General features: G+C 70.9%; 10 protein-coding genes. 5 read left to right on the top strand and 5 right to left on the bottom strand.

All coding sequences use genetic code 11. The features are described from left to right. Positions 1-4 precede the first annotated feature (4 nt). Positions 5-391 (top strand): DoxX family protein, encoded by a 387-nt coding sequence (locus tag L324_RS30380; protein ID WP_037316454.1) that lies wholly within the window; start codon positions 5-7, stop codon positions 389-391. 71 nt (positions 392-462) lie between these two features. Here the strand turns inward: L324_RS30380 and L324_RS30375 are convergent, their stop codons facing one another. Further along, the gene (locus tag L324_RS30375; protein ID WP_037316451.1) at positions 463-3,741 is read right to left on the bottom strand and encodes an ATP-dependent helicase; all 3,279 of its coding nucleotides are present in this window, start codon (positions 3,739-3,741) and stop codon (positions 463-465) included. Next, the gene (locus L324_RS30370; protein ID WP_173426416.1) at positions 3,738-6,962 is read right to left on the bottom strand and encodes an ATP-dependent helicase; all 3,225 of its coding nucleotides are present in this window, start codon (positions 6,960-6,962) and stop codon (positions 3,738-3,740) included. The genes L324_RS30375 and L324_RS30370 overlap by 4 nt, the downstream gene beginning before the upstream one ends. A gap of 54 nt (positions 6,963-7,016) precedes the next feature. Here L324_RS30370 and L324_RS30365 point away from each other — a divergent pair, with 54 nt between their 5' ends. Next, complete coding sequence (locus tag L324_RS30365; protein ID WP_037316448.1) at positions 7,017-7,340, top strand: MGMT family protein; 324 nt, start codon at positions 7,017-7,019, stop codon at positions 7,338-7,340. Between the two features lie 14 nt (positions 7,341-7,354). Next, a complete protein-coding gene (locus L324_RS30360; protein ID WP_037316445.1) occupies positions 7,355-8,182 on the top strand; it encodes a siderophore-interacting protein in 828 nt (275 codons plus the stop codon). A 53-nt stretch (positions 8,183-8,235) separates the two neighbouring features. Here the strand turns inward: L324_RS30360 and L324_RS30355 are convergent, their stop codons facing one another. The 3 genes from L324_RS30355 to L324_RS30345 form a co-directional block, all read right to left on the bottom strand. Next, the gene (locus L324_RS30355) at positions 8,236-9,525 is read right to left on the bottom strand and encodes a sensor histidine kinase (RefSeq protein WP_037316442.1); all 1,290 of its coding nucleotides are present in this window, start codon (positions 9,523-9,525) and stop codon (positions 8,236-8,238) included. A gap of 118 nt (positions 9,526-9,643) precedes the next feature. Beyond that, positions 9,644-10,444 carry a uroporphyrinogen-III synthase gene (locus L324_RS30350; protein WP_037316439.1) on the bottom strand — a complete coding sequence of 267 codons (801 nt, stop codon included), beginning with the start codon at positions 10,442-10,444 and terminating at the stop codon, positions 9,644-9,646. Next, the gene (locus L324_RS30345) at positions 10,437-11,405 is read right to left on the bottom strand and encodes a helix-turn-helix transcriptional regulator (RefSeq protein ID WP_037316436.1); all 969 of its coding nucleotides are present in this window, start codon (positions 11,403-11,405) and stop codon (positions 10,437-10,439) included. The genes L324_RS30350 and L324_RS30345 overlap by 8 nt, the downstream gene beginning before the upstream one ends. Before the next feature lie 61 nt (positions 11,406-11,466). Between L324_RS30345 and L324_RS30340 the strand changes: the two genes are divergently transcribed. After that, positions 11,467-11,862, top strand: coding sequence for a DUF3224 domain-containing protein (locus L324_RS30340; RefSeq protein WP_037316433.1), 396 nt, complete (start codon positions 11,467-11,469; stop codon positions 11,860-11,862). Between the two features lie 8 nt (positions 11,863-11,870). Next, positions 11,871-12,989: a DNA glycosylase AlkZ-like family protein gene (locus tag L324_RS30335; RefSeq protein WP_037316430.1), complete on the top strand. Its 1,119-nt coding sequence runs from the start codon at positions 11,871-11,873 to the stop codon at positions 12,987-12,989. Positions 12,990-13,010: the final 21 nt, after the last annotated feature.

Below are 13,010 nucleotides of genomic sequence, written 5' to 3'. Positions count from 1 at the left end.
GGGCATGTCTTCGGAATCCAAGCCGTCCCAGCGGCCCGCGTATTTCCTCGCCGGCCTCCTCGGCACGGCCGGCGTCCTGCACTTCGTCCAGCCAAAACCCTTCGACGCCATCATCCCGAAGCAGCTTCCCGGCTCCCCTCGCGCGTGGACCTACGGCTCGGGCGTCGCCGAGCTGGGCGTCGCCGCCGCGATCGCCGCGCCGAAAACGCGCCGTCTCGGCGGGCTCGCGGCCGCGTTGCTGTTCGTCGTCGTCCTGCCGGGGAACGTGAAGATGGCCGTCGACGCCGACCGCCGGAAGGCGCCGAAGCACTGGCGGGCGGCCTTCTGGGCCCGCGTGCCGCTCCAGATCCCGCTGGTGACCTGGGCACTGAAGGTCCGCGACCGCGCCTGACCCCCCTCCCGCGTTTCGTCCTCTGGATGCGGTAGTTGCACACGCAAGTACCGCATCCAGAGGACGAAACGCTAGATCGTGGGGACGCGTCGCAGGAGGTTTCGCAGGCCTTCGGCGTCCAGCAGGTCGGCCGGGCGGACGGTTTTGTCGTGTTTCACATAGTGGAAGGCAGCCCGTACCTTCTCCACGGGGATCTTCTTCAGCGCCGCCCACGCCAGCCGGTACGCCGCCAGCTGCACGGCCAGCGAAGCGAGCCGTCCCTCTTCCGGGACGGCGCCGGTCTTCCAGTCGACGACGGTCCAGCCGCCGTCGGGATCGGCGAAGACCGCGTCCATCCGGCCGCGCACGGTCACGCCCACGACGTCGGCCGAGAACGGGACCTCGACCGCGTGCGGCACCCGGTTCGCCCACTCGCTCTTCTCGAACGCCGTCCGCAGCGCCTCCAGCTCGGTGTCGGGCGCCTCGTCGACGTCCGCCGCGCCGGGCAGATCGTCGATCTCCAGCAGCTGCTCGCCGCCGAACCGCTGCTCCAGCCACCCGTGGAACGCCGTCCCCCGGCGCGCGTAAGTGTTGGGACGCACCGGAAGCGGCCGCCGCAGCCGCCTGGCCAGCCCGGCCGGATCGGCCGACAGTTCGACCAGCTGGCTCACCGAAAGATGCGGCGGCAGGACGACCTGCTGGACCCGGTTCTGCGCCCGCGCGCGCTCCTCCAGCAGCACCTTGGTGTCGGAGATCCAGCCGTCCGGATCGTCCTCTTCCTCGGTGGCCTCGGCGTCCTCGGCGTCCTCAGTGTCCTTCGCGGCCTCCATGGCGCCGAGCACCAGATCGACCCCGTCCGCGACGCCCTCACGCCGCGGCCACAGCGGATCGACCGGCCACCGCGACCGGCGTGAGTCGGCGACCAGCGGGTTCTCTTCGTCGCCCTCCGGTTCCTCGGCCCAGCGCTCGATCCGGCCGACCGAGTTCTCCCGCATCACCTCGCCGATTTCGAGCAGGAACTCCGAAGGACCCTTCGGCCGCGCGCTGCTCTCGTTCCACCAGTGCCCGGAAACGATCAGCGTGTGCTCGGAACGGGTCAGCGCGACGTAACAGAGCCGCCGCTCCTCGTCCGCCTCCCGCGCCACGAACCCTTCTTCGTGCAGCTCCAGCGCTTCCTGGACTTCCTTGCGGTCATAGCCCTCGGAGATCCGCAGCTCCGGCAGGTCTTCCGAGTCACCGCGCAGCGCGGCCGGAAGCGAGGTCGACGTCCGCAGCCACGACGACGAACGCCGCCTGCCGGGGAAGACCTCCTTCACCAGATGCGGAACCGCGACGATGCGCCATTCCAGCCCCTTCGCCGAGTGCACTGTCAGCACCTGGACCCGGTCCGGGACGACCTCCACCTCGCCGGGGGTGAGCCCGTCCTCCGCGTGCGCGGCGGTGTTCAAATAGTCCACAAAGGACAACAGCGTCGCCGTCGGCGAGGTTTCGGCGAAATCCGTGACGACGTCGGCGAAAGCGTCCAGGTGCGCGCGCCCGGCAGGCCCGGGACGGGCCAGCGATTCGACGTCGAGCAGCATCGTGCGTTCCACGTCGGCGACCAGTTCGGGCAGCGACTGGTCGAGGCGACGGCGCAACGCCGACAGTTCCCTGCCGATCCGCTGGATACGCCGGAACCCCTCCGGCGAATACCGTTCCGGCGTACCGGGATCGTCGATGGCGTCGATCAGCCCCGCCTGCTCGACGCGTTCGGTCACCAGCACCGGTTCGTCCACATCGGACTTCCCCGACGACGACTCCGGCGAGGAGAGCTCACCCGCACGACGCCACAACGCCGCGAGGTCGGCCGCCGCGATCCGCCAGCGCGCCCCGGTCAGCAGCCGGGCGGCCGCACTGCCCGCGAGCGGATCTGCGAGCACCCGCAGCGTGCTGACCAGGTCCGCGACCTCGGGTTCGTCGAGCAGTCCGCCGAGGCCGACGACCTCCACCGGCAGCCCGCGCGCCCGCATCTCCGCCGCGATCGGTGCCATGTCGGCGCGGCGCCGGACCAGTACCGCCGCCGTGGGCGGTTTCCCGGTCTCCTCCAGGGTTTCGAACCAGCGCTTCGCCACCGCGTCGGCGACCCATTCGCGTTCGGCGCGGACGTCCGGCTGGAGCGCGGCGGCGATGTCCGCCGTCCCGGCGCCTTCCAGCGCCCGCAGCCGCGCGACGCCGAGACCCCGCTCCCGCAACGGTTCCGAGATCGCGTTGGCGAGTTCCAGCACCTCCGGCGGATTGCGGAAACTGGTCAGCAGCCCGAAATCCAGTGCCGGGACGAGCCGTTCCCCGTTGTCCCTCGGGAAGTCCGTGGTGAACCGCGGCAGGTTCGCCGCGCTCGCCCCGCGCCAGCCGTAGATGGCCTGCGCCGGGTCACCCACCGCCGTCACCGGCATCGGCGGATGTTCCACACCGCCGAACAGCGACCGCAGCAGGATCCGCTGGGCGTGCCCGGTGTCCTGGTACTCGTCGAGCAGCACCGCGCCGTACCGTTCGCGCTCCCCCGCCACCACCGCCGGATAGCTGCTGGCGAGCTGCGCGGCCAACGACATCTGATCGGCGAAGTCGAGCGCGCCCTCGGCCCGCTTCCGCGCGTGATAGGCCTCGACCAGCGGCAGCAGCGCGAGCCGGAACCGTTGCGCCGTCATGACTTCGGCCAGCTTCTGCGGGAGCGCGGCTCGCTGCCCCTTGGCCCGCGGCGCGTTCTCGATGACCTCGCACAGCCACGACGTGTACTGCGCCAGCCGTTCGGTCTCCACCAGGTGCTCGCCGAGTTCCCCGGCCAGCGCCAGCAACTGCGCCGTCACCGTGGAGGGCACGCGATCGGTGTCGAGGTCATTGTCCCAAGTGGACACGACCCGGTGCGAGAACTGCCACGAAGACGTCTCCGAAAGCAACCGCACCCCGGGCTGCACCGGCAACCTCAGCCCGTGTTCGGACAGCAGGCGCCCGGCGTACGCGTGGTAGGTGAGCACCGTCGGCTCCCCGGCGGTCACCGTCATGCGCAGGTCGCCGGTCGGGTCGATCCTGTCGAGCAGCCCCGACCCGACCAGGCGGCGCAGCCGGGTGCGGACACGCTCCCCGAGCTGGCGGGCGGCCTTGCGGGTGAAGGTCAGGCCGAGGACGCGTTCCGGCGGCACGACACTGTTGGCCACCAGCCACACCACGCGCGCGGCCATCGTCTCGGTCTTGCCCGCGCCCGCCCCCGCGACCACCAGCGAAGGCTCGACGGGTGCGGCGATGACCTCGGCCTGTTCGTCGGTCGGGCTGTGCAGGCCGAGCGCGCGGGCGATCTCGCCCGGTTCGACCTGACGGCGCTGGAGTTCGGAGATCAAGGACCGGTCACCTGCCTGCCCTCGGGCCGCAGCGGACAGCAACCCCTTGCCGGGCACCGATCACAGTCCGGGTTCTCGATGACCCCGTACTCCGGTCCGGTGGCCGAGCCCGCCGCCGAACGCACCAGTTCGAGCCACTGCTTCCCGCCGTCCTCGTCCAGCGGCGCCTGCTCCCGCTGGGTGGATCCGGTCTTGTTGTTGGACTTCGCGACGTAGACCAGCCGCGCGCCACCGGGTTTCGACCCGCCCTCGACCGCGCCGAGCAGCACGGCCAGCTGGTACGCGGCCAGCTGCGGATGCTGTTCGGCGTCCGAGGCCGAAATCGGGACCTTGCCGGTTTTGATGTCGATGACGACCGGGCGGCCGTCCTTGTCCATCTCCACCCGGTCGACCCGGCCACGCAGGAGCACGCGGATGTCGCCGGTGTCGCCGTCGCCGACGGGGAGTTCGACCTCGATGTCCTGCTCGACCCCGGCCTCGATCAGCTCCTTGCGGCTGGTTTCCAGCCAGGAGATGAAGTTCCGCAGCATCTGCTCGACCCGCGACCGTTCGCGGCGCGAGAACCACGGCGCCCCGGCGTCGACCCGCACCCACGCCTCGTCGAGGGCAGCGCGGATCTGCTCGTCACTGCTGCCGCCGGCGACCGCCTGCGCGAGCCCGTGCACCAGGGTTCCGGTGACGGCGGCCAATTGCGCCGGATCGCTGCCGCCGTGGCGTTCGATCAGCCACCGCAGCGGGCATTTGACCAGAACCTCCACAGTGGACGGTGAGATGCGGATGAGGTCGCCCGGCTGGTGCACGGGTTCGGTGGTGGAGGGCTCCAGCAGGCCGTACCAGGTGTCCGGATGCGCGCCCGGCACCCCGGCGGCGGCCAGTTTGGCGAGCTGACGTGCCGCCCGTTGGCGCCTTTCCGGCTCGCTCGACTCGTCGCAGACGACCTCGCGCAGTTCGCCGACGAGTTCGGCGAGCACCAGCGAACGTCCCGCCGGTTTCATCCGCGAGTCGAGGCCGCCGTCGTCGGCGCCGTTCTCCTCCAGGTCGTCGATGAACCGCGAGGGCTGCTCGTCCTCCCCCGCGACCGCGCTGACCAGCAACGTCTTCCGCGCGCGGCTCGCGGCCAGGTAGAACAGCCGTCGCTCCTCGGCGAGGATCGGCGCGGTGGCGGACACCTTCTCGTCGTCGACGCCGGACATGAGGTCCACCAACCGCTCGACACCGAGCACGGAACCGCGCAGCCGCAGATCCGGCCAGCTGCCCTCCTGGACCCCGGCGACCGAGACGACCGTCCATTCGCGACCGGCGGCCGCGTGCGCCGTGAGCAGCGAAACGCCTTCGCTCTTCATCGCTGCGGGCGCGAGCGTGCCCCCGGCGATGTTCTGCGAGGACAGGTAATCCGCGAACGAGGCGACACTCGCCCTGGGCAATCTGTCGACATAGCGACCGGCCGCGTCGAAGAGCGCGACGATCGCGTCGAGGTCGCGATCCGCCTGCGAGCCCAGGGAACCGCCGCGATCGACCAGCCGCAGGAAGCGCTGTTCCAGACCGCTGGCCTGCCACAGATCCCACAGCACCTGCTCGACTCCGTCGCCCCGCACCACGGCCTGGTGTGCCGCGTGCAGCAGGCCGCCGATCCGGCGCATCGGCAGCGCTTCGGCCTCCGCCAGGCCGGTGAGGACGTCGTTGGCGCGCAAGGCTTCAACCAGCAGCTCGTCACTGGACCGCTGCCCGCCGCCTGCGAGTTCCAGCCTGCGCAGGCCGCGCCGAAGCCGCCGCAGGGCGAGCGGATCCGCGCCGCCCAGCGGCGACGACAGCAACATCTCGGCGAGGTCGACGTCGAGCAGTTCCGGATCGGCGGCGAGCCGCAACATCGCCAGCAACGGCCGGACGGCCGGTTGTTTCGCGAGAGGCAGTTCCTCAGTGGCCGAACCGATCGGCACCCCGGCGGCGCGGAGAGCGCGTTGCAGGACAAGGAAAGTACGGGCGGGCGACCGGACGAGCACCGCCATCTCCGACCACGGCACGCCGTCGACGAGATGCGCGCGGCGCAGCTGATCGGCGATCCAGCTCGCCTCGGCCGCCGGGGTCGGCATCAGGCGGACCCGCACGGCGCCGCCCTCGGCGTCCGGCGCGTCGACGAGTTTGCGCTGCGGTGACGAACCGGGCAGCACGGAGCCGAGTTTCGTGACGGCCGTGCGGATCACCGGGGCGAGCCGGTGCGCGGTGGTCAGCAGGACCGTGCGCTCGCCGTCCTCGTCCGCGTCGGCGAACAGCCGGGGATCCGCGCCACGGAAGGAGAACACGGACTGGTCGGGATCGCCCGCGACGACGAACTCGTCGGCCGCGTGCCCGATGAGCCGGATGAGCTGGGTCTGCAGCGGATCGAGATGCTGCGCGTCGTCGACGAACAGGTGCCGGACCCGGCGCTGCTCGCGTTCGCGCAGTTCGGGGTCGTCCTCCAGGGCCAGCAGCGCGGAAGTGACGAGTTCGGCCGCGTCCAGCGCGGGCGCGCTCGCGACGCCGAGCGCGTTGCCGCCCGCGCCCTGCAGCAGCGTGACCTCTTCGTACTGGCTCCAGAAGTGCCCGGCCGCGATCCATTCGTCGCGGCCGCGCCGCCTGCCGAGTTCGGCCAGATCCTCCGGGCCCAGCCCGCGTTCGGCGGCGCGGAGCAGGAGGTCGCGCAGTTCCTCGGCGAAACCGGGCACGTTCAGCGCGGGCCGCAGCTGTTCCGGCCAGTCGAGCGCGCCCGCTTCGAGGTCACCGGCGAGCAGCTCGCGGACGACGACGTCCTGTTCCGCCCCGGCCAGCAACCGGGGCGGCGGGAGGTCGTCGGCCTGGGCCTCCATCCGCAACAGCGCGTACGCGTACGAGTGCACCGTGCGCACGAGCGGTTCGCGGATGGTGCGCGGTAGCGGATCCTCTTCCGGATCGGTGGTGAGCCGGTGCGTGATGTCGGCGCGCAGGACGTCGGCCGCCTTGCGGGAGGTGGTCAGGATGAGCACACTCCCCGGATCCGCGCCCTCGGCGATCCGTCGTGAGGCCGCCGACGCCAGCAAAGCCGTCTTGCCCGTGCCCGGCCCGCCGAGGACCCGGCGGAAGCCGTCCGGGGCGGCCAGCAGGCGGCGGGCGGCGGAATCCCACTGGAACGAGGGCGTGCCGGTGACCGGCGTGCGGACCAGCCGCGCGTCGGTTCCTGCCGCTGTTCGCCGCCCGTTCACGCCCACGATGGAACCACGCCCCGCCGACACAACCTCGCAGCGGCACGGCAAAGTGGTCCCATGGATGACGAACTGCACGAGCGGGTGCGCGAGGTCATCGCGAGCGTGCCCGCCGGCTCGGTCGCGACTTATGGGGATATAGCGTCGGTTTCGGGGGCTCCGTCACCGCGGCTGGTCGGGCGGATCCTCGGTGAGGACGGCCACGACCTGCCCTGGCACCGCATTCTGCGCGCCGACGGGACACCGGCGCCGCATCTGGTGCACGAACAGCTGGAACGGCTGCGCACGGAGGGTGTCCTCGCCGATGGCCAGCGCGTCGACCTGCGGAAATACCGGTGGCGGCGTGATACGGACGACGACGCTGGCCCCGGCGCGCTCTTTTAGGTTAGCCTCGCCTAATGAGTTACATCGAGGCGAAGGTGGCCGGGGTCCGGCGGCTCACCCCGCATATGAGCAGGGTGACCTTCTCGGGGGCGTCGCTGGTGGACCAGGCACCCGATCAGTACCTGAAGGTGTTCTTCCCGCAGCCCGGCCAGGCCGAGCCCGTGCTGCCCGCGCCGCTGAGCGGCGACGAGGTGCTGTCCTGGTACCGGACCTATCTCGCGATGCCCGACGACATCCGTCCGTCGATGCGCACCTACACGGTGCGCGCGCTGCGGCCGTCGGTGCAGGAGATCGACATCGACTTCGTCCTGCACGGCGACGAAGGCCCCGCTTCGGCCTGGGCTTCACGCGCTTCGGAGGGTGACAAGGTCGCGTTCCTGGGCCCGCACGGCCTCTACGCCGTACCCGAGGGCACCAACTGGCAACTGCTGATCGGCGACGAGACCGCGATCCCGGCGATCGGCGCGATCGTCGAGGCGCTGCCCGCCGGGACCAGGGCGGTGGTCTACGTCGAGATCGGGGACCGCGAGGACAGGCAGGTCTTCGAAACCCAGGGGGCGGTGGAGCTGCACTGGGTGGTGCGCGGCTCTGGTCCTGTCGGCGAGGCCGTGCTCGACGCGGTGCGGAAGGCGGAGCTGCCGGGCGGGACGCCGTACGCGTGGATTTCCGGCGAGGCGAACATGGTGAAGCTGACGCGGCGGCATCTCGTGCGGGAGCGCGGGATCGACAAGCGGGCGATCTGTTTCACCGGGTACTGGCGGCAGGGGCTGAGCGAAGAGGCAGCCGGGCGTGAGGCCATGCGGCAGATCGAAAACGGCGAGGTCCCTTCCGAAGACGACTGAACCCTCGTGAGTGGTAATGACGGTTAGAACCGTCATTACCACTCACGAGACGGTCAGTGCGGCACCCAGAGCGTCACCCGGGTCCCGCGCCCCGGATGCGAATCGATGGTCCCCCGCCCACCGACCTCCGCCAGCCGCGCCATGATCGACTGGCTGATCCCGAAGCCCGGCGGCCGGTCCAGCATGCTGAAGCCGGCCCCCTGATCCCGCGCGATGACCGCGATGCCGCCTTCGCGCTCCTCGACGCGAAGCACGACCTGTTTCGTCCCGGCGTGCTTCACGGTGTTCCGGAGTGCTTCGCGTACGGCGTCACGGATGGCGGTCCTGCGCGCGTGCGAGAGGCGGTAGTCCTCTTCGGTCTCCGCCGCGACGAGCTGGGTGCGGAGGCCGTCACGCGCCATCTCCGTGGCGACCTCGGCGAGATCCGCGGCGAGCCCGCGGGCCGAGGGCGCTTCCGGACCGGACAGTTCGCGCCGCAGCTCGGCGGCCTGCGCCCGCGCGGTCGCGCGCATCTCCGCGAGCCGTTGCGACGCCGCGGAATCGTCGTCCGGAGCTTCCAGTCCCATCGCTTCGAGGGTCTGCAAGACGCTGTCGTGCATGACCCGCTGAGTCCGCAACCGCTCGGCGCGCTGCCCGCGGCGCATCCCGATCCCGAGCGCGAAACGCGTCCCGACGCCGAGCAGGATCAGGATCCCCGCCGTGGTCACCATCGCCACGAGGAGCGCGACCATGCAGCCCACCGAACGGCTCACCGCGAGCGGGTCGTCGAACGGGAGCCCGCCGATCCAGGTCAGGAACAGGCGGAACGGCAAGGCCCCGAGCACCACCAGGAAAGCGGCGGGCAACCCGAACGCCAGCGTCCACAACGCCACCGTCCCGACCAGCCACGTCCATGCGACGTCGATCGCGAACGGCTGGATCCCGGCGGGCGCCGTCGCGGCCACGAACGTCGCGAGCACCACGCCGACGGCGAGATCGGCGTACATCAGCCGTCCGGACGCCTTCGCCCGCACACCGCGGCCCCGCACCACCCACCAGACGGCGAAGACGTTCAGCAGCACCGCCAAGATCGTCGTGCCCAGCACCGGGACGATCCCGGCCGACCCGTTCGCGACCAGGAAACCGAGGTATACCTTGGGAAAAGCGGCGACGCGGTAGAAGATCGGGCCGAGCGCGGAATAGCGGATCGCGCGCATCAGCAGCGAATCGCCCGCGTCTTCGCGATAGCGCCAGTCGGGAACGGAATCGGGGTCGGGGGCTTCATCGGCCGGGGCGGCGCCCAGTACCGAAGATCCCTTTCGCAACATCGCGCGCACGAAGGTGACCGATTGCGACTCGGACATCCGCCGCCCTCCCGTGCGTCCGGTATGTCGAGCCTGGCAAAGGAGACCACCCCCGTCAAGACGGCCGAATGCGCACTGCCTCGTGAGTGGTAATGACGGTTCTAACCGTCATTACCACTCACGAGCCCAGTTCGGCCACGAGCAGTTTCACCAGGGCGCCGAGTCGTTGCCGTTCCGGCTGGACGGTCGGGACGCCGGCGGCTTCCAGCGGCGCGGCGGTCACCGGTCCGACGCAGGCGCACAACACCGGACCTCGCAGTGCGGCAAGGAGTTCTTCGCGCCGCGCGCCCGCGAGGGTGAGCAGATTCGTCGCCGCGGGCGCGGACGTGAACGCCAGCGCGGTCACCCGCCCGGCGATCACACTTTCGACGAGAGCGTGCACAGGTTCGACGTCCGACGGCGAAAGCCAGCGGTACGGCTGCGCCTGGACGACGTTCGCGCCGGATTCCCGCAGCAGCCCGGTGAGTTCGGGCAGCAGGGTGCCGTGCAGCTGGACGGCGACCCGCGCCCCGCCCACCCCGGCGTCGCGCAGGCCCTCGAACAGTTCGGCGTTGCTCTCCTCCGGCGCGGAGAATTCCTCGCGGAGGCCCTCACCGCGCACCGCACCGGCCGCTTTGGGCCCGCGCACGAAGATCCGTGACGCCGCCAGCCGTTCCAGCAACGGTTCGCGCAGGCCCCAGCCTTCGGCGGCGGAAAGCCAGCCGCGGAACCCCGCACCGGTGGTGACCGCGGTGAAATCGACGGGGGCGGCCAGTACGGTGTCCGTCGCCGCGCGCAGTTCGGTGTCGTCCGGCAGCGGGACGATGCGGATGGTGGGCGCGTGCAGCACCGTCGCGCCGTGCCGTTCCAGTGCCGCGACGAAGTCGTCGGCCCGCCGTTCCGCGGTGATCCCGATCGTGATGCCGTCCAGGTCAGCCATAACGCGCGCCCATCTTCCTGATCTCCTCCGCCAGCCGCTCGCGCAGCTCCGGCGGTTCGAGCACTTCGAGGTTCCCGCCGAAGCGCAGCAGCTCACCGACGGCCGGTTCTCCCGGCTCGACGGGCAGGTCCATCGTCAGCCAGCCGTCCTCGTCCGGCTCGGCGTCCGCTTCCCGCAGCGCCCGCGCGCCGACCGCGCCCAGATAGAACGGCACCAGTATGCGGGCCCGCTCGTTCAGGCGGACCACCGCCACCCGCGGGTACATCCGCTTTTCGAACTGTTCCGACCACTCCCGCCAGTAGCGCACGAGGTCGAAACCGGACGGCCGCTCGAAGGTCTCGCCGAGATCCTCGAGTTCTTCGATGCGGGAGACCCGGTAGGTCCGGTCGTTCCCCTCGCACCGCGCCGCGAGATACCAGTTCCCCGCCTTGAGGATCAGGCCCAGCGGATCGAGCACGCGGTCGACCTTCCGCTGTCCCCACCGTTCGTAGCGCACCTTGATCCGCCGGGTGTGCCACACCGCGTCGGCCAGTTCGGACAGCCGCGGCAGGCTCTCTATCCCGCGGTGCCAGCCCGGGACGTCGAGATAGAAGCGTTCGGACACCTTGCTCGCCCCGGTGCGCAGCTCCGCGGGCATGGCCGCGTGCAGTTTGAGCTGCGCGGCGGCGAGGACGGTGCCCAGTCCGAGTTCGGCGGCCGCGCCCGGCAGCCCGGCCAGCGAAAGCGATTGCGCCTCCTCTTCGGTCAGCCCGGTCAGCCGCGTCCGATAGCCGTCGACCAGCTGGTACCCACCCGCACGGCCGCGATCGGCGTACACCGGCACGCCGGCCGCGGACAGCGCCTCGACATCGCGGTAGACCGTCCGGACCGACACCTCCAGCTCGGCCGCCAGCTCCTCGGCCGTCATCCGGCCGCGGTTCTGCAGCAGGAGGAGGACCGACAGGAGTCTGCTCGCGCGCATGGATCCAGTATCCCCGAAAACCTGACAGGTTCTGACAGGTATGACTGTCAGGGTGAGTCCCATGAACACGTTCGCCATGAAGAACTGGGAAGAGAACATCGTCAGCGGCACCGACGGCGGGCCGCGCGTCGCCTACGCGCACGCCACGCTCGCCTACAGCGGGCTGATCGAAGGCGAGTCGATCGTCGACTACCTGCTGTACTACGCGGGTGAGGGCTACGACGGCGACGGGACGACAGCGCCGGGCTTCGAACGCGTCGAGGGCAGCGTGGACGGACGTAAAGGCAGCTTCGTGATCAAGCACGACACCGGTTTCGACACGAAGGGCATCTCGTCGACGTTCTCGGTGGTCGAGGGCTCCGGAACGGGTGAACTCGCCGGGATCACCGGCACCGGTACCGCCACGGGCGTCCTCGGTGAGCCGACGATGTCCTACACGTTCGACTACTCGCTTTAGGAGGACAGGTGCTCGAGGTCGACCGTGAGCAGGTGCTCGCGTACCGGATCGCGGCGCACGGACTGCATCGCGAAGTGACGGACCCGGTCGCGGCGGCCGTGTTCGACCTCGGACTGCAGGATTCCGTGCGGGACACGGCCCTGCTGGGCCTCGCCGCCCGTCTCGACGGCGAGGTCCGGCCGGACGTCTGGGAAGACGGGCGGTTCGTCCTCGCCTGGACGCATCGCGGCGCGCCGCATTTCCATCGCCGCGCGGAAATCGACGCCGTCCGGGCCGCTCTCGTGCCGCTCGGCGAACAGGATGCGATGGCCCGGATCCTGTGGCAGCGCAAGCAGGTCGAGGCCGCGGGGATGTCCGCGACGGACGCGCTGTTCACCGCCGCGAAGGCGATCCGCGAGGTCGTCACCGGGGTGCTGACCAAGGGCGCGGTGAGCGGCGCGGTCACGAAACTGATCCCCGGCGGCCTGTCGTACGCGTGCCGCGGTTGCGGTGTCGTGCACATCTACGAGCAGCTGATGCGGGTCGCGACGATCCACGCCGGGGTCCGGCTGGAACCGGGTGCGACCCCGGCGACGCTGGCCCCGTTGGAAAAGCGTGGCCGCCTGAAGACCGCTCCCGACGTCAAGGCGGCGACGCGAGTGGTCGAGGGCTACCTGCGGATCAACGGCCCCGCCGCTCCCGGTGACGCCGCCGCCTACGTCGGGACGACGCGCGCCGGAGTCGACGCGATGTGGCCCGGCGACCTGGTCGAGGTCCGGGTCGACGGCAAGAAGGCGTTCCTGCCGGAAGACCGCCTGCCGTCGCTGGAGAACCCGCCGGAGCCGGACGTGGTCCGGCTGCTGCCGCCGCTGGACCCGTTCGTGCAGGCGCGGGACCGCGCCGTGCTGGTGCCGGACAAGGCCCGGCAGAAGGAGGTCTGGAAGATCCTCGGCAATCCCGGCGCTTTGCTGGCGGACGGCGAGATCGCGGGGATCTGGCGGGCCAAGGCGAGCGGGCGGAAACGGCTCGACTTCACCGTCACCCCGTTCGGCTCCCTCCGTCCGGCCGTGCGGAAGGCGGCCGAGGAGGAGGCGGCCCGGGTCGCCGCCGCCCGCGACTTCCCCGACCACCGCGTCACCTTCGCCTGACGCCCTTCCCACCGCCCGCAT

The organism is Amycolatopsis orientalis DSM 40040 = KCTC 9412 (assembly GCF_000478275.1).
Lineage (GTDB): Bacteria > Actinomycetota > Actinomycetes > Mycobacteriales > Pseudonocardiaceae > Amycolatopsis > Amycolatopsis orientalis.
Note: the sequence above shows the minus strand (reverse complement) of the source record. Positions and strands in the feature narration are given on the sequence as shown.